Source organism: Burkholderia sp. SR8, from assembly GCF_052851275.1.
The window spans coordinates 102,782-120,729 of the sequence record NZ_JAULUC010000013.1; the positions used below are offsets into that span (position 1 = coordinate 102,782).

Here is a 17,948-nt window from a genome sequence, read left to right on the forward strand (position 1 = left end):
GGCGGCACCGTATGGTCGTGAGCCCTATGAAACCTGCCTCTCCCCTGCTGGAATCGGCGCCGCTCCGGGCCGATCACTTCGTGCAGTTCTACGAGTCCGGCGAGCAGCTCGTGTCGGAGGTCGCGTCGTTCGCGACCGATGCGCTGTGCGCGGGCGGCAGCGCGATCGTGATCGCGCGGCCCGACCGGCTTGCGGCAGTGCACGAACACCTGGGCGCGTCGATCGACGACGCGGCCCGCAGCCGCATCTTCATGTCGAGCGCGCAGACGCTGCTCGACAGTTTCATGGACCGCGACCTGCCCGACCCCGTGCGCTTTCACCGGTCGATCGGCACGATCGTCGAAACGGCGGTCCGCGCCGGGCGGCCCGTGCACGCATTCGGCGAAATGGTCGCGCTGCTGTGCGCGCAGGACCGCTACGCCGGCGCGCTGCGGCTCGAAGCGCTGTGGAACGAATTGATCGAGCGGTATCGCTTCTCGCTGTACTGCGGCTATCCGCACGATGCGTTTCCGAGCGCCGAACAGTCGGAGATGTTTCGCCATGTGTGTGCGCTGCACCGCCGCATCCTGCCTGCCGCGTCGCTGCGCAGCGACGAAAACGAACTGCACCTGACACTCGCGCTGTCGCAGCAGCGTTCGCGCGCGCTGACCGACGAAATCCGCCGCCGCGAGGCCGCCGAGCAGCAGCGCAACGGCGTGCTGATGCACGCGCCGTTGCCGATCGCGCTGTTGTCGGGCCCGGCGCACCGGATCGTGCTCGCGAATCATCGCTTCTCCGCGCTGTGCGGCCGCACCGACATCGTCGACCAGCCGTTGACGTCGGTGCTGCCCGGCGGCGATACGCCGGCGATCCTGCGGGCGCTCGAGGCCGCCCGCGTGCACGGCCGCTCGACGACGATCGGCGAGCACCGCGACCGGCCCGGACCGGACGGCGCAGACCGCGCCGACAGCGCGCGCGTGTACCGGCTGCATTTCAATCCGCAGCCGCTCACGGACGGGCTCGGCGTGATCGTCAGCGCGGTCGAGGTGACCGAGCACGTCGCCGCGCGCGAAAAGCTCGTCGCCGCGAACACCGAGCGCGACCGGCTGCTCGGCGAATTGCGCGACGCGAACCAGGCGAAGGACCAGTTTCTCGCGGTGCTCGGCCACGAGCTGCGCAATCCGCTCACGCCGATCTCGCTCGCGCTGGAGCTGATCCGCAACCGCGATGGACAGGCGACGCCGAACGAGATCGCGATCATCCAGCGGCAGCTCGATCACATGGTCCGGCTGATCGACGACCTGCTCGACGTGTCGCGCATCACGCGCGGCAAGATCACGCTGAAGAAGGAAGCCGTGCGGCTCGCGGACATCGTCGACCGTGCGGTCGAGGTCGCAAGCCCGCTGCTCGAGCAGCGCCGTCATCGGCTGCACGTCGATACCGACCCGGACGCGCGCTGCCATGGCGACCCGGTGCGGTTGTCGCAGGTCGTCGCGAATCTGCTGACCAACGCGGCGAAATACACGACGCCCGGCGGCGACATCACGGTGCGCGCGACGCGCGGCGCGGACGGCACGGCGCTCATCGAAGTCTGCGACAACGGTGCGGGCATCCCGCCCGATCGCCTCGACAGCATCTTCGAGCCGTTCTACCGGATCGACGGCGAAGCGAAGCAGGCGCACGGCGGCCTCGGCATCGGCCTCGCGCTCGTGCGCAGCCTGGTGAACCTGCACGGCGGCACGGTGCGCGCGGACAGCGCCGGACCCGGCTGCGGCAGCACGTTCACGATCGCGCTGCCCGAGTACCGGCCGAAACCGGTCGCGGTCGCCGCGCCGCAGACGCCGCCCGGCATCCGCGACATGGCACCGGGCACCGGCCGGCGCGTGATGCTGGTCGACGACAACGAGGATGCCGCGTCGACGCTCGCGCAATGGCTGCGCGACGCCGGTCACGACGTTGCGGTCGTGCACGATCCCGTGACCGCGCTGGCCGCCTACCGCGCATATCGCCCCGACGTCGCGATCCTCGATATCGGGCTGCCGGTGATGGACGGGTACGAACTGCTGCGGCGGCTGAAGGCGATCAACGAAGTCACGCCGTGCATGTTTCTCGCGCTGACCGGTTACGGCCGCAGCGCGGATCGCGAACGCTGTCTCGCGACCGGGTTCCTGCAGCACTTCGTGAAGCCGGTCGATCCGGCCGCGCTGCATCTCGCGATGAGCCGGCCGGCGCCCACCGGCGATGCGCACGACGGCGCGGGCGCGGAAGCCGGACGCTGAGCGCGGCACGCGCGATGCTCGAAAAGCGGTATGCCGGCCGTGCGCCGGCGCCCTTTCGACACCGAGGAGCATGCCCATGAGCCCGACGAATACGACCAACCCGACGCCGAACCCGGACGCGGACGACCAGCCGGACACGCCGGACATCCCGCAGACCCCGGAGCGCGAACACCTGCCCGACCTGCCCGATCCGACCGAAGTCGGCGAGGACGGATAGCCCGGTTGCAGTCGTCGCGCGCGCCACCGTCGCGGGGGCCGCGCGCTTCGTTCACGCTTCTTTCGAATCCGCCGCGCGGGCGGTCCCGCCGCCGCCGGCTGCCGTTGCAGCATTCGACGCGGGGGAAGCGAGCGCGGGCACTTGCGGCTCGAATTGCACGCGCCGCTCGACCGGATCGAACCGGCACAGCACGCGCATCCCTTCGGCGACCTTCCCGTCGAGCATCGCCTTCGCGAGCTCGTTCTCGATCGACTGACGGATCTGCCGCCGCAGTTCGCGCGCGCCGAACTCGGGGCGGTACCCTTCGCGCGCGAGATACTCGACCACCGATTCGTCGAACACCAGGTCGACGTCCTGGCTGCCCGCCAGCCGCCGCACCGCATCGAGCTGCAGCCGCACGATGCGCGCGGTTTCTTCACGGCCGAGCGCCTTGAACAGGATGATGTCGTCGATCCGGTTCAGGAACTCGGGCCGGAAATGCTGGCGCAGCACGTTCATCACGCCGGATTCGACCGTCGCGCTCGCGGTGCTGCTCGTGAAGCCGGGCGCGGCACGCGCCTGGCCGGCGATGACGTCCGCCGCGAGGTTGCTCGTCGCGATGATCAGCGTATTGCTGAAGTCGACCACGCGCCCCTTGCCGTCGGTCAGCCGGCCGTCGTCGAACACCTGCAGCAGCACGTTGTACACGTCCGGGTGCGCCTTCTCGATCTCGTCGAGCAGGATCACGCTGTACGGCCGCCTGCGCACACGTTCGGTCAGCTGGCCGCCCTCCTCGTAGCCGACGTAGCCCGGCGGCGAGCCGATCAGCCGCGCGACCGCGTGGCGCTCCATGTACTCGCTCATGTCGATCCGCACGATCGCTTCCTCGTCGCCGAACACGACTTCGGCCAGCGCCTTCGCGAGCTCGGTCTTGCCGACGCCGGTCGGCCCGAGGAACAGGAACACGGCCGTCGGCCGGCGGCGCGCCTGCAGGCCCGCACGCGCGCGGCGCACCGCATCGCTGACGGCCTTCACCGCTTCGTCCTGGCCGATCACGCGCTCGCCCAGACGCGCCTCCATGTTCAGCAGGCGCGCCTTCTCCTCGGCGGTGAGCTGCGCGACCGGGATGCCGGTCAGCTTCGCGACGATCTCGGCGACGATCGACGCGTCGACCAGCGACGTGCTGCTGCCGATCCGCTGTTTCCATGCGTCGGTGGTGTCGTGCAGCGCGCGCTCCTTCGCAGCCATCTCCTCGCCGAGCGCATGCGCGCGATCGAATTGCCGGCGCGACGCCGCATAGTCCTGTTCGCGGCGCAGCTGCGCGAGCTCCGATTCGAGCTCGAGGATGCCGGACGGGCGCGACGTCGACTGCAGGTTCACGCGCGCGGCCGCCTGGTCGATCAGGTCGATCGCCTTGTCGGGCAGGAAGCGGCCGGTCACGTAGCGGTCCGACAGTTCGGCGGCCGCGACGATCGCGTCGTCGGCGATCGTCACGCGATGGTGCGCCTCGAGGCCGTCGCGCAGCCCGCGCAGGATGTTGATGCTCTGCGCGACGCTCGGCTCGGCGACGAACACCGGCTGGAAGCGCCGCTCGAGCGCCGCGTCCTTCTCGATGTACTTCTGGTATTCGGCGAGCGTCGTCGCGCCGATCAGGTTCAGTTCGCCGCGCGCCATCGCCGGCTTGAACACGTTCGCGATGTCGAGGCCGCCCTCGCCGCCGCCCTGGCCCGCCCCGACGATCGTGTGGATCTCGTCGACGAACAGCACGACCGAATCGCGGTTCGCGGTGATTTCATCGACGAGCTGCTTCGTGCGCTCCTCGAATTCGCCGCGATACTTCGCGCCGGCGACGACCGCGTTCACGTTGAATTCGACGAGCCGTTTCGCGCGCAACGATTCGGGCACGTCGCCGCTGACGATCCGCTGCGCGAGCCCTTCGACGACCGCCGTCTTGCCGACGCCCGGCTCGCCGATCAGCACCGGATTGTTCTTGCGCCGCCGCGCGAGCACCTCGACCATCGTCTCGATCTCGCCCGAGCGGCCGATCACCGGATCGAGCCGCCCTTCGCGGGCAAGCGCGGTGAGGTCGCGGCTGTAGCGGTCGAGCTGCGGCGTGCGCGACGGTTGCGCCGCGCCGTCCTGGCGCGGCCGCGCGCCCACGGCCGCGATCGTGCGCCGGCGCAGCGCATCGGCGTCGACGCCGGCGCGCACGAGCAGTTGTCCGGCGAAGCTGTCCGGCACTTCGGCGAGGCCGATCAGCAGGTGCTCGGGCCCGACGTAACGGTGGCCGAGCTGGCGGGACGCGATGAACGCGCGTTCGAGCGCGCCTTTCAGCCGCGGCGACACGGAGATGTCGGGCGACGTGTACGCCGGCGTGCCTTCCGCGTGCGGCAGCTGCGCGTCGATCCGGCTGCGCAGCCCGGCCGCGTCGACGCCGAACCCGGCGAGCAATTCCGCGACGGTCGGGTTGTCCGCCAGCTCGTACAGCAGGTGTTCGGTATCGACTTCGTGGCGGCCCGCGCGCGCCGCACGTTCGGCCGAACGCTGCAGCAGGTCGCGCGCGAGATCGCTGAAGAACTGCACGATGCCCGCGTGCTCGGCGCTCTCGACGGCCGACGCGTCGGGCCACGGCACGCCGCCGGCCGGCGGCGCGTCGCTGCGCGCGGTGCCGAGCCCGAACAGCGATTCGAGCGGCGAGAACGCGCGCTGATGGCGGGTCAGTTGCGCATAGTGGTAGTCGCATACGTCGAGCGCGCGGCGGCGCCCGTTCTGCAGCATCTCGAGCCGGATCGTCGCCGGGCGCACGCCGCAGATTTCACAGGCCAGTCTTGCCATGATCGTGTCGGTTCGCGAGTGACAGGAACGCAACGCGCCGCAGTGCGCGTGCCTGCTCGACCGCGGCGCATCCCGCCCGCACCGGCATGCGGCCCGACGCGCAGCCGGCACGATGCCGCCCCACACGCTCGGGGCGGCATCGCCATGCGCGCGAAACGTGACGCACGTGAAGCTAGTGCTTGTTGCCCGGTTCGCGCACGCGCTCGCCGTACGTATCGTTGCCGCAATGCGGGCACTTCGGAATCGGATGGCCCGCTTGTACGTGTGTCGACCGGTGGCATTTGTCGCAGCGGAAATCGCCGGTCTTTTCCGCCTTTTCGCCTGCATGCGCGGTCATCTCGATCCTCCTTGCCGGCTTGCCGGCCGGCACGCGTCGCCCGGGCGCGTCGCGCATTCATCCGCCGCTGCGATTCACCGCGTGCGGCGCTTTTCGTGCGCAATCTCGCTCGGCGGTATCGCGTCCGTGTCCTGAAGCGGCTCGCCCAGGATGCGCCGCTTCGCGGACTGTTCGATCGGCAAATCCGCCGCCGGCTCGTCGCTGTCCTCCGCGCTACCGGTCGCGCCACCGGCCGCGCTGCCGCCCTCGGCATCGAGCTGCTGCTCGGCCTGCCGCCAGTATTCGTCGGCACGGCCTTCCGGCGAACCGTCTGCCTGCCACAGCCGGTACGCGCGCTCCCTGATCTGCGTTTCCCTGTCTTCGTTCATGTCGTTCTCCTTATCCGCTCGCGGCGATTACCGGTCCGGGCGCGACGGCGCCGACACCGCGCCGAGCGTCGACGAGATACCGCCGTCGGCCGACGTGGCCAGATCGCCGAGCGCGACGATGCCCACGAGCCGTTTCTCGCGGTCGACCACCGGCACGCGGCGGATCTGCGCGTCTTCCATCTTCTTCTGCACCGCCGAGATGTCGTCGTCCTCGTAACACCAGTTCGCCGGTCCGCTGACCACGCCCTCGACCGGCTCGTCGGGCCGCACGCCCATCGACACCGCACGCACGACGATATCGCGGTCCGTCAGCATGCCGATGAGCCGCGTGCCGTCGCATACGGGCAGCGAACCGACGTTCAGTTCGTCCATCAGCTTCGCCGCTTCGCGCAGGCTCTGCGTCGGCGCGATGGTTGCAGCGTCGCGTGTCATCACTTCAGATACACATGTCATGTTTCGCTCCTGGATAAGCCGCCGGGGGCGGCCTGCTGCACGAGCATCGCGCGTTCCGCGGACGCGCCGTCAGTTCTCCGCCGAGCAGCGCACCGACGTCAGCCCGGCCGTTTCGACGATCCGCATCAGCTGCTTCAGCATCGCGTCGGCGGTGGCGGCTTCGCGCCATTGCACGAACAGTTCTTCCTCGTGCAGCGCGAGCGCGGCCGTTTCGCGAAAACCGCGCGTGCGGCACGTGAAACCTGCGTCGCGCAGCGTGTCGGCCAGCTGTTCGCGCACCGCCGAGCCGCGCGGATACTCGACCGTGATCAGCGCATTCCGCGTGCGCCGCAAGCGTTGCTCGACGTACCGCAGCGGCCAGACGACCAGCAGCGCGAGCACCAGCCCGAGGCCGCCGAGCAGCAGCTGGCCGCCGCCGATGGACAACCCGATGACCGTCACGAACCACAGCGTCGCGGCCGTGGTCACGCCCGACACCAGCCCGTCGCGATGCAGGATCGCGCCGCCGCCGATGAAGCCCATGCCGGTCAGGATGCCGAGCGGCAACCGCATCAGGTCGAGCTGGGCGAATCCGCCCTCCGGCTTGCCGGCCTGCAGCAGCAGCGCGTTGACCTGCAGCATCGCCAGGCACGCAGCAAGACAGACGAGAATCGTCGTGCGCAGCCCGGCCGTCTTGCCGGACTCGCTGCGATCCAGGCCGACGAGCCCGCCGGCAACCAGCGCCAGCACGATCCGGATGACAACCTCGTGCCACTGAAGGATGAGCGGCATCGGCTCCATATGCGCCTCCCATGCAAATCGCCATGCGCGATGCATCGCGGCAAGGCCGCGGACGATGCTGCGCGACGCAAGGTTCGGGCCTGCTCCGCGCATGCGGTGCGCGGCACCCGTGCCGGGACTGGCGGCACCGTGTAGCGGTGGCCGCACGGATTGTAGAAAGGTCGCAGTCGCGCGGACGCGGCTCGCTACGCCGTTGCGTCGCCCGTTTTCGCGATGCGGGTCGCGCATGTACGACCTCGCGCACGGGAGCGTCATCGGCCAGCAGCATTATTTGCTGTCGTGACGGCGGCCGCGGATCGCTGCGAACGCGCGGCCGGTGCGCGGTGCGCAGTGCGCGCGTTGACCGCCTGTTCGGGCCGCGGACAATGGAGCGTCGGCACGGTGCGCCGCACGGGTTCGAATCCTGCACCGGCATCCCGCACCATTGGCGCACCCGCGCGGCCCCGCCCGTCGCGCGGCGCGCGCCGCATCCGGCGTCCCCGTCACGAAGGAGTTCGACCATGCTCACGCAGAAAACCAAAGATATCGTCAAGGCCACGGCCCCCGTCCTCGCGCAACACGGCTACGACATCATCAAATGCTTCTATACGAAGCTGTTCGATGCGCATCCCGAACTGAAGAACGTCTTCAACATGGCGCACCAGGAACAGGGCCAGCAGCAGCAGGCGCTCGCGCGTGCCGTCTATGCGTATGCGGAGAACATCGAGGACCCGAGCAGCCTCGCCGCGGTACTGAAGAACATCGCGAACAAGCACGCGAGCCTCGGCGTGCGGCCCGAGCACTATCCGATCGTCGGCGAGCACCTGCTCGCCGCGATCAAGGACACGCTCGGCGACGCGGCCACCGACGACATCATCTCCGCGTGGGCGCAGGCGTACGGCAATCTCGCCGACGTGCTGATGGGGATGGAAAGCAGCCTGTACGAACAGTCGTCCGAGCGACTCGGCGGCTGGACCGGCTGGCGCACCTTCGTCGTGCGCGAGAAGCGGCCCGAAAGCAGCGTGATCACGTCGTTCATCCTCGAGCCGGCCGACGGCAAGCCGGTCGCGAACTTCGAACCGGGCCAGTACATCAGCGTCGCGGTCGACGTGCCCGACCTCGGGCTGCAGCAGATCCGCCAGTACAGCCTGTCCGACATGCCGAACGGGCGCACGTACCGGATCTCGGTGAAGCGCGAAAGCGGCGGCAACTACCCGCCGGGCTACGTGTCGTGCCTGCTGCACGATCATGTGAACGTGGGCGACCAGATCCGGGTGGCCGCGCCGTACGGCAACTTCCACATCGACGTCCATGCGAAGACGCCGATCGTGCTGATCAGCGGCGGCGTCGGGCTGACGCCGATGATCAGCATGCTGAAGCGCGCGATCCAGGATCCGCAGCGGCAGGTCGTGTTCGTGCACGGCGCGCGCAACAGCGGCGTACATGCGATGCGCGACCGGCTGCGCGAAACCGCGAACACGTATGCGAACTTCAATCTCCTCGTGTTCTACGACGATCCGCTGCCGCAGGACGTAGAAGGCGCGGATTACGACATGAAGGGCCTCGTCGACGTGAACGCGATCAAGGGCGCCATTCTGCTGCCCGACGCCGATTACTACATCTGCGGCCCGGTGCCGTTCATGCGGATCCAGCACGACGCGCTGAAGAATCTCGGCATCCACGAGACGCGGATTCATTACGAGGTGTTCGGGCCGGACCTGTTTGCCGAATGACCGACGCGCGCTCCGCGTCGCCCGGCGGCGTGCGATACGTGTCCGCAGGCGGCGACGCGAGCGACGTACCGATCGCCGCCGGGTGATGACCGCCGTCAACCGCCGCCCCAGGTATCGCGGTGCGCGTCGGCTGCCGGGCGGAGCGCCCGGGCGTGCACGTGCGCATGCTCGGCACGTGCCGGACACCCCTCGTTCCGTATCCGACCGGATACGAATCGATTCTCCACGACGATTTTCCGACTACCGGTTCCCGCTCGGGTACGAACGGCCGCAACCGGCCGTCGCCATCGCCGATTCGTTCCTGTACGGATACGAAATAATTCCCGGGCCGGCGAAGTGTGCAATACTGTTCCCGATCAGATACGAAGCACGGAGAACATCATGTCGGAGCCGCAGTCCGTCGACACGATCGGCGCGCTCGCCCACCTCATCCGCGCGGCGCGGCTCCAGCAGGGGTTCACGCGCGACGAACTCGCGAATGCGACCGGGCTGTCGCCGAAATTCATCAGCCAGGTGGAAGCCGGCAAACCGACCGCGCAGATCGGCAAGGTGATGCTGCTGCTCGGCGAACTGGGCGTGCGGCTGTACGCCGAGTCGACGGTCGAGATTTCGGAAGCCACCGCGCTGAAGGCCGCGCAACGCCGCAGGAGCAGCCATGGCGGCTAGAACGCTGATCGCGTCCGCGAACGGCGTGCGCATGGGTACGCTGACCGACGACAAAGGGATCTGGTCGTTCGCGTACGACCCGCAATGGCTCGCGTCGCCGGCCGCGTATCCGCTGTCGCCGGCCTTCGCGCTGCGGGCCGGCCCGTTCACCGACACGTCGACCGATCGCCCGGTCCAGTGGTTCTTCGACAACCTGCTGCCCGAGGAAGGCATGCGCACGTCGCTCGCACGCGAGGCGAAGGTCGACGCCGCCGATGCATGGGGCCTGCTCGCGTACTTCGGGCGCGAATCGGCCGGTGCGCTGACGCTGCTGGCCGACGGCGAGCGGGAAGCGCCGGGCGGCCTGCAGCCGCTGCCGCTCGACGAGCTCGAACGGCGGATCCAGGCGATGCCCGAGCGCGCGCTGACGGCCACCGCGCCCAAGCGCATGTCGGCGGCCGGCGCGCAGCAGAAGCTGCTGCTGGTGCTGCGCGGCGACGCGCCCGACTACGCGCTGTACGAGCCGGTCGGCAGCGAGCCGTCGATGCACCTGCTCAAGCCCGACATGCGCGCGGCCGGCTATCCGCATTCGGCGATCAACGAATTCTTCTGCATGACGCTCGCGAAGAAGATGGGGCTCGACGTGCCGGACGTGCATTTCCTGCGTGCGCCGTCAGCGTGCTACGTGATCGACCGGTTCGACCGCGACGTCGCGTCGGAACCGGCCGGCCGCCTTCATACGATCGACGCGATGCAGCTGCTCAACTACGATCGCGGCTTCAAGTACCAGCGCGCGAACGCGCAGGAACTCGCGCGCGCGATCGAGCGCACCAGCACGCGCGCGCTGGCGCGCCTGGCGGTGTTCCGCTGGACCGTATTCAACGTGGTGGTCGGCAATGCCGACGCGCATCTGAAGAACCTGTCGTTCTTCGTCGATGCGCGCAGTTACCGGCTCGCGCCGTTCTACGACATCGTCAGCACGGTCGTCTATCACACGCCGACGCACCGGCCCGACCATCGCGGCGATCACTGGCCGCACTGCGAGCTGACGATGCCGCTCGGCACCGCGACGCGCTTTGCCGAGATCGACGTGAATGCGCTCGTTGCGTTCGGTCAGGCGCTCGGGCTCAGGGAGAAGGCGGCCGCCAGCGAACTGCAGCGCTTTCTCGAACCGCTCGATCGGCACGTCGCGCAGACGCTCGACGATGTGCGTCAGATCGCGCGGCCGGACGCCGGCGAAATGCGGCTGCTGAATTCGATCGTCGCGATGCCGATCGCGGAGATGGGGCGCGCGCTGCGGGCGACGCGGGGCTGAGCGGTCACCCGCGGGCGAGCGCCGCCGGTCCACTCTTCTGCCGCGGTTTTGTCGCCGGCCGCGCCGCCCTCCCTGTGCGCGAAGCACGTCAGCAGCGCAGCGTGGCGCTCTCTTGATGGACGTTCCAGATGGCGGTTACGACGGCGACCTTCATTCGCATCACCATTATCGGGATAAGTATTCTTATCACAATAGCCCGATCAACGAATGAAACCCGAACGCATCGAAAAACGCCGCGCGAGGACGGCGCGCACGCGCGTCACCGCCCGATCGGCAGCCCGGTCGGTTCGATCCATCCGAGCTTGTACGCGATCAGCAGCGACAGGAACAGCGTGATCGACAACCCGACGCGCGCCGCGAGCGACCATGCCATCCGCTTGCTCCTGCCGCGGTCGTGATTCATGAAATACAGCGCGAAAATCAGGCTTCCGATGATCAGTACGAAAGCCGCCGAAACCAGCGCAATCTTCATTGTTGATGCTCCTCCAGGCCCGCATCGGCCTTCAGCAGTTCGGCCAGTTTCCGCCGCTCGGCAGCGACGTCGGCGACGCCCGATGCCGGCCAGTCCAGCGCGACGCCATTGCCGAGCGAATCGCGCACGAGCGCCTGGTAACGGCGGTCGCTGATCCGCCCCTCGTCCATCGCGTCCGAGATCTCATGTCTGAACGGTAGCGGAAAGCTCGCGTATCCGCGCGACAGCGCCGCATATTGCCGCGCGTCGATTTCCTTCGACGACGGCACGACCGCCCACACGACGACGGCAACGATGGCTGCGAACGGAATCGCCGTGTAGCGGAGGACGAACTTGATCGGGGTCATGGCGCGGATATCGAGGTGGCGGCGAGGTGGCGGCACGCGTGCGCCGTGTTGAACCGGAAGCAGCCGGCAAGCGGTTGCGCGGACGATGCCGCCAACCGGCAGCATCGGACGACATTGTACTCAAAGCGCAATACGACTAACAGAGTATGATAATGTCGTTATCATGATTCGCAGACGATGCGAGCCCGCCCGGCCCCGTTTCCGCCGGTCGATGCACGTGCGCGGCCCGGGCGTCTGCCGTCCTCCCGTGCCTGAAGTCCGGCGATCCGGCAATCCGGCAATCCGGCGATTGAGCGAAACCGAGACCCTATGCCAGCGCAGTATTTTCGAAGCCTGACGGGAAAACACCGCAGCGCGACCGCGAACCGTCAGCTCGGCTTCTCGCTGGCGTTCGTCGCCGGCGCTGCCAACGCCGGCGGCTTCCTCGCGGTCCGGCAATACACGTCGCACATGAGCGGCATCGTGTCGGCGATCGCCGACCAGACGGCGCTCGGCGAGCTTCCGCTCGCGCTGGCCGGCATCAGTTCGCTCGCGTCGTTCCTGATCGGCGCCGGCTGCTCGGCGATTCTCGTCAACTGGGGGCGCCGGCGCGCGCTGCAGAGCCAGTTCGTGCTGCCGCTGCTGGTCGAAGCGGTGCTGCTGCTTCTGTTCGGGCTGCTCGGCAGCCATCTCGCGCTGTGGGAGGCGTTCTTCGTGCCGGTCACGGTCACGCTGCTGTGCTTCATCATGGGGCTGCAGAACGCGACGATCACCAAGCTGTCGGGCGCGGAAATCCGCACGACGCACGTGACCGGCATCGTGACCGACCTCGGCATCGAGCTCGGCAAGCTGTTCTACTGGAACCGGACGGCCATCGACGTGGACGCGCACGCGGTGATCGCGAACCGTTCGAAACTGAGGATTCACGCGACGATGCTCGCATCGTTCTTCGTCGGCGGGCTCGCCGGCGCGATCGGCTTCAAGCATGTCGGCTACGTGTCGACCGTGCCGCTCGCCGCGCTGCTCGTGATGCTCGCGGCGATACCGGTGATCGACGACCTGCTCGCGTGGCTCGAACGCCGGCATTGAGCCGGCACCCGCACCGCTCGAACGCCGGCATTGAGCCGGCACCCGCACCGCCACGGCGCTGCGCCAGAAGCCGATGGATTATAATTTGATTAACATATCGACCACCCCCGCCTGACGATGGAAACGAAAACCGCCCGCCTGACCGTCCTGATCGATCCCGCGAAGAAGGAAGCGTTCGAAATGCTCTGCGCGGAGCAGGATCTCACGCCGTCGCAGGTCGTGCGTCAGCTGATCCGCGAATACCTGGACAAGCACGGCGTCACCTACAAGACGAAGAGCGCACTCGGCAAGCGCGTGAAATAACGATTCAGGCAAGCGCGTGCGCCTCGCGGCGCCATCACGCGCAGATTTCCCATCGTGCATGTTCGCGCGCGCGCCAGACGAGCCGCGCGGGATCGATGCCCTCTCCCGCCTTCATGCGTCGCGCCGTGGACGCGAGCTTGAGCTCGCCGGCCGACCCGAACCCGAGCGCACGCTCGAGCAGGATGCGCAACGACGGCAACGGATTGCCGTTCTTCCACGCGAACGCGATGAAGTTGTTGTCGTCGCCGCACGGCACGAGCGCATACGAATCGTCGAATACCGCGCGCAACTGCGCGAGATGCCGCGGCAGCGCCGGATCGTCGTCCATGAAATTGATCGCGAGCACGCCCGTCTCGCTCAACCGGGCGCGGCACGCGTCGAGGAATTCGGTGCCCGTGCAGCGGCCGGGCGTGCCGTCGGCGACGAATGCATCGTGCAGGATCACGTCCGCCTGCACGTCGGGCCTGGCGACGTAGTCCGCGCCGTCCGCGCACACCACCGCGAAGTGCGCATCGTCACGCGGAATCCGGAACACGTCGCGCAGCGCGATCACGTCCGGGTTGATCTCGACGGCGTCGATCGCGGTGCCGGCCAGATGCCGATAGCAGTACTTCGCGAGCGATCCGCCGCCGAGCCCGATCATGCAGATGCGCGCGGGCGCCGGCTGCAGCAGCAGGAAACCCATCATCACGCGCGTGTAGCCGAGCTCGAGCCGCACCGGATCCTTCAGCGACATGAAGCTCTGCGTGCCGAAGTGATCGAAATGCAGCGACACCGCGTGCTTCGTCTCGAGCACGAACGGACGGCCGTCGTTCAACGGCATCGCCAGGAAACGCAGGAATGCATCATAGGATGTCCGATCCTCGCTCATGTTCGGCAGTCCGGTTGGTCGGAGAACGGTGAAACCGCGCGTCAGACCTTCTTCAGGTAGCAGGCCTTCAGCATGAAGCCGCCCATGTCGGTCTTGCAATCGACTTCGTGATCGCCGCCGACGAGCCGGATGCTCTTGACCTTCGTGCCCATCTTCAACGTGATCGACGAGCCCTTCACGCGCAGATCCTTGATCAGCACGACCGAATCGCCGTCCGACAGCACATTGCCGTTCGCGTCCTTCACGACGTCGCCCGCCGGTTCGTCGCCCGCTTCGGCGCCGGCGCCGGCCGACCATTCGTGGCCGCAGTCCGCGCACACGGTCAGCGTGCCGTCCGGGTAAGTGTTTTCCATCGCGCATTGCGGGCAGGCGGGGGCGGCGTTCATTGCAGCTTCCATTCGGTGGGGGTTCGGGTCAATCGATAAAAAAATGCCGGGCGCGCAAGCGCGTCGCCCGGATCGCGTGCCGCGCCGCCCCGGCGAAATGGCCGGATCGAGCGTCATGCACACAACATTATAATGCAATACACATAACCTGGCTCTCGTATTATAATCGTCCACTTTCGGTCGTTCGCCGGACTTGATGGCGGTTTCGCTGAGGATGTCGACATGTTCGTGATGAATGATGCGCCGGCGCCGTCCGGTCAAGGCCGGGCACCCTATCGGGAAGCCGCCCGCCGTGCGTTTGCGGCGGGTTGGTCGTCGGCCGGCGCACGCCGTTCCGGCGACTTGCCGCGAGGCTGACGCGCATCGTGGCAACCGTCGTCTACGTCGAAATCGGCGCCGCGTGGAACCGCAGCCGCGCCAGCGCGGCCCGCGAGGCGCTCGTCGCGGCGGCACGCCGCTTCGACAGCGACATCCTGCTGATCGCCAACGGTCTCAGCGGCAGCGCGAAGGACGCGAGCGCCGTCGCGACGCTGCAGTTGCACGGCGGCACGTCCGCGCAGATGCTCGCCAGCGGCCCCGACGAAGGCATCGCGCTGCAGGCGCTGTTGCCGTTGCTGCAAGCGGGCTGACCCTGCGTCGCCGCCCGATCCCGCGGTCTCGTGCCGTTCACCCTGAATCACCACTCCCGGAGGAAGCAATGAACGACAACGTCACGTCCAACACCCCCAACCTGTCGGCCTCCGCACTCTGGGCGCTCGAGCGGCTCGCCGACGTGCGCTATGGCCGCGATGCGCCGGCGCTCGGCTGGTCGGTCCAGCAGGAACTCGTCGGCGCGGGCTTCGTCAGCCATGCGGCGCACGGCCGCTCCGGCGCGTCGATCACCGCGCACGGGCGCAGCTTCCTGAAAAGCCGCAAGTAGCAACCGGCCGGCACGAACGCAATGCCGCCGGATGCGACGGACGCAGCCGGGCGGGACGCGTCCATGACGAAATCCGCCGGCAGCCCGCAGTGCGTCCCTTTCCCGATATCTTGCAGGCCTGCGTACCGCATCCGGCGAACGCATGTGCGTCCATCGGGACGATGCGGTTCAAGCGCCGCGGCGGCATGTATCGATCCGCTCGTACGGCGGCAGCGGCCACCGGCGCGACCGTATCCCCCGACGCACGCGGGGCTTTCCGGCGCACCGCGATTTCCGCGGTATCGTACGGCACCGTTGGCGCGGCGCCGTGCGTCGCATTCGCTCCCCTTCCCGATGGAACGCCCGATGACCTCCAGCGCGCTGCCGCCCGTCACGTCCCCGCCCGTTCTCGACACCCCGCGCCTGGTGCTCGAAGGCCACCCGCTCGGCGACTTCGACGCGCTCGCGGCGATGTGGACCGAACCGACCGTCGTCGCGCACATCCTCAACGGCAAGCCGTCCGCGCCGCGCGACTCGTGGATGCGCATGCTCGCGTATCGCGGACTGTGGCCGCTGCTCGGCTACGGCTACTGGGCGATCCGCGAGAAGGCGACGGGCCGCTACGTCGGCGATCTCGGCTTCGCCGATTTCCACCGCGCGGTCGAGCCGTCGATTCGCGGCGTGCCCGAAGCCGGTTGGGCGCTCGCGAGCTGGGCGCACGGCAAAGGCTATGCGACCGAAGCGCTGGCGCACGCACTCGAATGGCTCGATGCGCAGAACCGGTTCGAACGCAGCGTATGCCTGATCGCGCCGACCAACGTCGCATCGATCCGCGTCGCGGAGAAGGCCGGCTATGCCGATCCGGTGCGCATCCGCTTCAACGACGCCGATTCGCTGCTGTTTTCGCGCGCGTGCCGGTCGGCATGACCGCGCACGGCCGCTGCCGTCGCGGCACGCTCGCTATGGCGCGCGGGTCGTTGCGTCAGCCGATGCCGATGCCGATGCCGACGGTGATGGCGATGGCGCGCTGACCGCATCCGCATTCGCGCCAGGAGCCGCGCCGGTCTGCCATCCGCCGCCGAGCGCCTTGTACAGCGCGACGAGATCGGTCGTCGTCTGCAATGCGCCCTGCACCGCCTGCTGCCGCCCCTCCGACCATTGCCGTTGCGCATCGAGCACGTCGAGGAACGGCGACAGCCCCTTCCGGTAACGATCTCGCGCGAGTTCCAGCGCGCCCTGCTCGGCCTTCACGGCATCGTCGAGCGCGGCCGCGCGCGTCTGGTCGGTGCGGTACACGGCCAGCGCGTTGTCGACGTCGCGCAGCGCGACGAGCACGGCCTGCCGGTACGCGAGCGCCGCTTCGGCCTGGCGCGCCTGCGACAGCCGCAGGTTCGACACGAGTTGCCCGCCCGAGAAGATCGGCAGCGATACGGCCGGCCCGAACGAATAGAACAGATGCGACCAGTGCGCGAGCTCGCGCACGTGCGACGCGCGCAGCCCGACCTGGCCGGTCAGCGAGATGTCCGGATAGAACTGTGCGACCGCGACGCCGACGTCGGCCGTCGCCGCATGCAGTTCGGCTTCCGCGCGGCGAATGTCCGGCCGGCGGCGTGCAAGCGTCGACGGCAGGCCGACCGGCACGGTCGGCGGCACGCCCGGCAATGCGTGCGGCGCGTCGAGCCAGTCGTCGAGCGCGCCCGGCGCACCGCCGACGAGATACGCGAGGCCGTTGCGCAGCAGCACGATCTGCTGGTCGAACTGCGGCAGCTGCGCGCGGATCTGCGCGAGCCGCGCGTCGGCGCTGCGCACGTCGAGGTCGCTCGCGAGCCCGTGCGCGGCCTGCTCGCGCGTGAGATCGAGCAGGTCGCGCTGCGCGCGCTGCAGGTCGTCCGCGAGCGCGCGCTGAGCTTCGGCACCGCGCAGTTGCAGGTACGTCTGCGCGACTTCGGCCTCGAGCGACAGCAGCGCATCGTCGCGGCTCGCGACCGCGGCGCTCGCCTGCGCACCGGCCGATTCGACCGAGCGGCGCACGCGGCCGAACAGGTCGAGCTCCCATGACGCGTCGAAGCCGGCCTGCCACAGGTTGACCGGCGCTTCGAGCGCATCGATCGCGCCGCGCGCGCCCTGCTGCACGCTCGCGCCGGTGCCCGGCCCGAAGCGATCGAGCGGCGAGCCCGGCGCACCGAGACGATCGACGCGCTGGTCGAGGCCCTGATCCTCGATGATGCCTTTCAGGCCGAGCTGCTCGCGCTGGTAGCTCGCGCTCGCGCGCACGTTCGGCAAACCCTGCGCAGCGGCCGCGCGCACCTGCGCCCGCGCCTGCGCGATGCGCAGCACGGCGGCCTGCACGTCGAGGTTGTCGTGCGCCGCGCGCTCGACGAGACGATCGAGCAGCGGATCGCCGAACGCGCGCCACCAGCGCGGGTCGGGATCGGCGCTCGTCACGGGCGACGAGCGCGTCTGCGCGGCGGCGGCCGATGCGGCTGATCCTGCCGATGCCACCGATACTGCCGATGCCGCCGATGCCGCGGTCTGCATGTCATGCCAGTTCGCCGGCACGTCGGCATGCGGCGGCTTGAAATCCGGCCCGACGGTACAGCCGGCGCACACTACGAGCACCGCGCTCGCCGCGAGCGCCGCCGCGATCCCGCGCGCCGGCATCCGATGTCGGCGCACGCCATGCCGTCGATGCATCGTCGTCATC

20 protein-coding genes are annotated in these 17,948 nt (G+C 68.8%); 10 read left to right on the forward strand and 10 right to left on the reverse strand.

Annotation, left to right across the window (positions count from 1 at the left end):
- Positions 1-26 precede the first annotated feature (26 nt).
- Positions 27-2,258 (forward strand): ATP-binding protein, encoded by a 2,232-nt coding sequence (locus Q3A80_RS18180; RefSeq protein WP_446330308.1) that lies wholly within the window; start codon positions 27-29, stop codon positions 2,256-2,258.
- A 76-nt stretch (positions 2,259-2,334) separates the two neighbouring features.
- Positions 2,335-2,475, forward strand: coding sequence for a hypothetical protein (locus tag Q3A80_RS18185; RefSeq protein ID WP_446330309.1), 141 nt, complete (start codon positions 2,335-2,337; stop codon positions 2,473-2,475).
- A gap of 51 nt (positions 2,476-2,526) precedes the next feature.
- Here Q3A80_RS18185 and Q3A80_RS18190 read toward each other — a convergent pair whose 3' ends face one another.
- From Q3A80_RS18190 to Q3A80_RS18210, 5 genes are all read right to left on the reverse strand, one after another.
- The gene (locus tag Q3A80_RS18190; protein ID WP_446330310.1) at positions 2,527-5,289 is read right to left on the reverse strand and encodes an ATP-dependent Clp protease ATP-binding subunit; all 2,763 of its coding nucleotides are present in this window, start codon (positions 5,287-5,289) and stop codon (positions 2,527-2,529) included.
- A 172-nt stretch (positions 5,290-5,461) separates the two neighbouring features.
- Positions 5,462-5,626 (reverse strand): zinc ribbon-containing protein, encoded by a 165-nt coding sequence (locus Q3A80_RS18195; protein WP_446330311.1) that lies wholly within the window; start codon positions 5,624-5,626, stop codon positions 5,462-5,464.
- A 74-nt stretch (positions 5,627-5,700) separates the two neighbouring features.
- Positions 5,701-5,994, reverse strand: coding sequence for a DUF2934 domain-containing protein (locus Q3A80_RS18200; RefSeq protein WP_446330312.1), 294 nt, complete (start codon positions 5,992-5,994; stop codon positions 5,701-5,703).
- A gap of 27 nt (positions 5,995-6,021) precedes the next feature.
- Entirely contained in the window at positions 6,022-6,447 is a 426-nt protein-coding gene (locus Q3A80_RS18205; RefSeq protein ID WP_446330313.1) for a CBS domain-containing protein, read from the reverse strand.
- A 69-nt stretch (positions 6,448-6,516) separates the two neighbouring features.
- Positions 6,517-7,227 (reverse strand): MgtC/SapB family protein, encoded by a 711-nt coding sequence (locus Q3A80_RS18210; protein ID WP_446330314.1) that lies wholly within the window; start codon positions 7,225-7,227, stop codon positions 6,517-6,519.
- A 500-nt stretch (positions 7,228-7,727) separates the two neighbouring features.
- Here Q3A80_RS18210 and hmpA point away from each other — a divergent pair, with 500 nt between their 5' ends.
- The 3 genes from hmpA (at position 7,728) to Q3A80_RS18225 (ending at position 10,899) form a co-directional block, all read left to right on the forward strand.
- Positions 7,728-8,939, forward strand: a complete 1,212-nt coding sequence (gene hmpA, locus Q3A80_RS18215) for an NO-inducible flavohemoprotein (RefSeq protein ID WP_446330315.1) — start codon at positions 7,728-7,730, stop codon at positions 8,937-8,939.
- Positions 8,940-9,320: 381 nt separating this feature from the next.
- On the forward strand, positions 9,321-9,605 hold the full coding sequence (locus tag Q3A80_RS18220) for a helix-turn-helix domain-containing protein (protein ID WP_446330316.1): 285 nt from the start codon (positions 9,321-9,323) through the stop codon (positions 9,603-9,605).
- Complete coding sequence (locus tag Q3A80_RS18225; RefSeq protein ID WP_446330317.1) at positions 9,595-10,899, forward strand: HipA domain-containing protein; 1,305 nt, start codon at positions 9,595-9,597, stop codon at positions 10,897-10,899. The genes Q3A80_RS18220 and Q3A80_RS18225 overlap by 11 nt, the downstream gene beginning before the upstream one ends.
- A gap of 259 nt (positions 10,900-11,158) precedes the next feature.
- Here Q3A80_RS18225 and Q3A80_RS18230 read toward each other — a convergent pair whose 3' ends face one another.
- Together Q3A80_RS18230 and Q3A80_RS18235 are read right to left on the reverse strand one after the other, a co-directional pair.
- The gene (locus Q3A80_RS18230) at positions 11,159-11,371 is read right to left on the reverse strand and encodes a twin transmembrane helix small protein (RefSeq protein ID WP_151068086.1); all 213 of its coding nucleotides are present in this window, start codon (positions 11,369-11,371) and stop codon (positions 11,159-11,161) included.
- The gene (locus tag Q3A80_RS18235) at positions 11,368-11,718 is read right to left on the reverse strand and encodes a hypothetical protein (protein WP_446330389.1); all 351 of its coding nucleotides are present in this window, start codon (positions 11,716-11,718) and stop codon (positions 11,368-11,370) included. Before Q3A80_RS18235 ends, Q3A80_RS18230 begins: the two co-directional genes overlap by 4 nt.
- Before the next feature lie 309 nt (positions 11,719-12,027).
- On the opposite strand from Q3A80_RS18235, the gene Q3A80_RS18240 reads away from it, so the two are divergent.
- Positions 12,028-12,786, forward strand: coding sequence for a YoaK family protein (locus Q3A80_RS18240; protein WP_446330318.1), 759 nt, complete (start codon positions 12,028-12,030; stop codon positions 12,784-12,786).
- A 117-nt stretch (positions 12,787-12,903) separates the two neighbouring features.
- The gene (locus Q3A80_RS18245) at positions 12,904-13,089 is read left to right on the forward strand and encodes a ribbon-helix-helix protein, CopG family (protein WP_059452402.1); all 186 of its coding nucleotides are present in this window, start codon (positions 12,904-12,906) and stop codon (positions 13,087-13,089) included.
- A 34-nt stretch (positions 13,090-13,123) separates the two neighbouring features.
- On the opposite strand, the gene Q3A80_RS18250 is transcribed toward Q3A80_RS18245, so the two are convergent.
- Both Q3A80_RS18250 and Q3A80_RS18255 read right to left on the reverse strand, forming a co-directional pair.
- A complete protein-coding gene (locus Q3A80_RS18250; RefSeq protein ID WP_446330319.1) occupies positions 13,124-13,960 on the reverse strand; it encodes a spermine/spermidine synthase domain-containing protein in 837 nt (278 codons plus the stop codon).
- A gap of 41 nt (positions 13,961-14,001) precedes the next feature.
- Positions 14,002-14,346 (reverse strand): zinc ribbon domain-containing protein YjdM, encoded by a 345-nt coding sequence (locus Q3A80_RS18255; RefSeq protein ID WP_031401187.1) that lies wholly within the window; start codon positions 14,344-14,346, stop codon positions 14,002-14,004.
- 365 nt (positions 14,347-14,711) lie between these two features.
- Between Q3A80_RS18255 and Q3A80_RS18260 the strand changes: the two genes are divergently transcribed.
- The 3 genes from Q3A80_RS18260 (at position 14,712) to Q3A80_RS18270 (ending at position 16,171) form a co-directional block, all read left to right on the forward strand.
- Positions 14,712-14,975, forward strand: coding sequence for an HPr family phosphocarrier protein (locus tag Q3A80_RS18260; RefSeq protein ID WP_446330320.1), 264 nt, complete (start codon positions 14,712-14,714; stop codon positions 14,973-14,975).
- 68 nt (positions 14,976-15,043) lie between these two features.
- Positions 15,044-15,265 carry a hypothetical protein gene (locus tag Q3A80_RS18265; RefSeq protein ID WP_446330321.1) on the forward strand — a complete coding sequence of 74 codons (222 nt, stop codon included), beginning with the start codon at positions 15,044-15,046 and terminating at the stop codon, positions 15,263-15,265.
- 345 nt (positions 15,266-15,610) lie between these two features.
- A complete protein-coding gene (locus tag Q3A80_RS18270; RefSeq protein WP_446330322.1) occupies positions 15,611-16,171 on the forward strand; it encodes a GNAT family N-acetyltransferase in 561 nt (186 codons plus the stop codon).
- Between the two features lie 33 nt (positions 16,172-16,204).
- Here the strand turns inward: Q3A80_RS18270 and Q3A80_RS18275 are convergent, their stop codons facing one another.
- A complete protein-coding gene (locus Q3A80_RS18275; protein WP_446330323.1) occupies positions 16,205-17,947 on the reverse strand; it encodes an efflux transporter outer membrane subunit in 1,743 nt (580 codons plus the stop codon).
- Position 17,948 lies beyond the last annotated feature (1 nt).

Excerpts from the sequence above, each read along its gene's own strand:
- hmpA (WP_446330315.1), top strand. The coding sequence starts at position 7,728 with ATGCTCACGCAGAAAACCAAAGATATCGTCAAGGCCACGGCCCCCGTC.
- Q3A80_RS18190 (WP_446330310.1), bottom strand. The coding sequence starts at position 5,289 with ATGGCAAGACTGGCCTGTGAAATCTGCGGCGTGCGCCCGGCGACGATC.
- Q3A80_RS18185 (WP_446330309.1), top strand. The coding sequence starts at position 2,335 with ATGAGCCCGACGAATACGACCAACCCGACGCCGAACCCGGACGCGGAC.
- Q3A80_RS18255 (WP_031401187.1), bottom strand. The coding sequence starts at position 14,346 with ATGAACGCCGCCCCCGCCTGCCCGCAATGCGCGATGGAAAACACTTAC.
- Q3A80_RS18270 (WP_446330322.1), top strand. The coding sequence starts at position 15,611 with ATGACCTCCAGCGCGCTGCCGCCCGTCACGTCCCCGCCCGTTCTCGAC.
- Q3A80_RS18250 (WP_446330319.1), bottom strand. The coding sequence starts at position 13,960 with ATGAGCGAGGATCGGACATCCTATGATGCATTCCTGCGTTTCCTGGCG.
- Q3A80_RS18225 (WP_446330317.1), top strand. The coding sequence starts at position 9,595 with ATGGCGGCTAGAACGCTGATCGCGTCCGCGAACGGCGTGCGCATGGGT.
- Q3A80_RS18235 (WP_446330389.1), bottom strand. The coding sequence starts at position 11,718 with ATGACCCCGATCAAGTTCGTCCTCCGCTACACGGCGATTCCGTTCGCA.
- Q3A80_RS18195 (WP_446330311.1), bottom strand. The coding sequence starts at position 5,626 with ATGACCGCGCATGCAGGCGAAAAGGCGGAAAAGACCGGCGATTTCCGC.
- Q3A80_RS18210 (WP_446330314.1), bottom strand. The coding sequence starts at position 7,227 with ATGGAGCCGATGCCGCTCATCCTTCAGTGGCACGAGGTTGTCATCCGG.
- Q3A80_RS18275 (WP_446330323.1), bottom strand. The coding sequence starts at position 17,947 with ATGACGACGATGCATCGACGGCATGGCGTGCGCCGACATCGGATGCCG.
- Q3A80_RS18180 (WP_446330308.1), top strand. The coding sequence starts at position 27 with ATGAAACCTGCCTCTCCCCTGCTGGAATCGGCGCCGCTCCGGGCCGAT.
- Q3A80_RS18240 (WP_446330318.1), top strand. The coding sequence starts at position 12,028 with ATGCCAGCGCAGTATTTTCGAAGCCTGACGGGAAAACACCGCAGCGCG.
- Q3A80_RS18205 (WP_446330313.1), bottom strand. The coding sequence starts at position 6,447 with ATGACATGTGTATCTGAAGTGATGACACGCGACGCTGCAACCATCGCG.
- Q3A80_RS18245 (WP_059452402.1), top strand. The coding sequence starts at position 12,904 with ATGGAAACGAAAACCGCCCGCCTGACCGTCCTGATCGATCCCGCGAAG.
- Q3A80_RS18230 (WP_151068086.1), bottom strand. The coding sequence starts at position 11,371 with ATGAAGATTGCGCTGGTTTCGGCGGCTTTCGTACTGATCATCGGAAGC.
- Q3A80_RS18220 (WP_446330316.1), top strand. The coding sequence starts at position 9,321 with ATGTCGGAGCCGCAGTCCGTCGACACGATCGGCGCGCTCGCCCACCTC.
- Q3A80_RS18200 (WP_446330312.1), bottom strand. The coding sequence starts at position 5,994 with ATGAACGAAGACAGGGAAACGCAGATCAGGGAGCGCGCGTACCGGCTG.
- Q3A80_RS18265 (WP_446330321.1), top strand. The coding sequence starts at position 15,044 with ATGAACGACAACGTCACGTCCAACACCCCCAACCTGTCGGCCTCCGCA.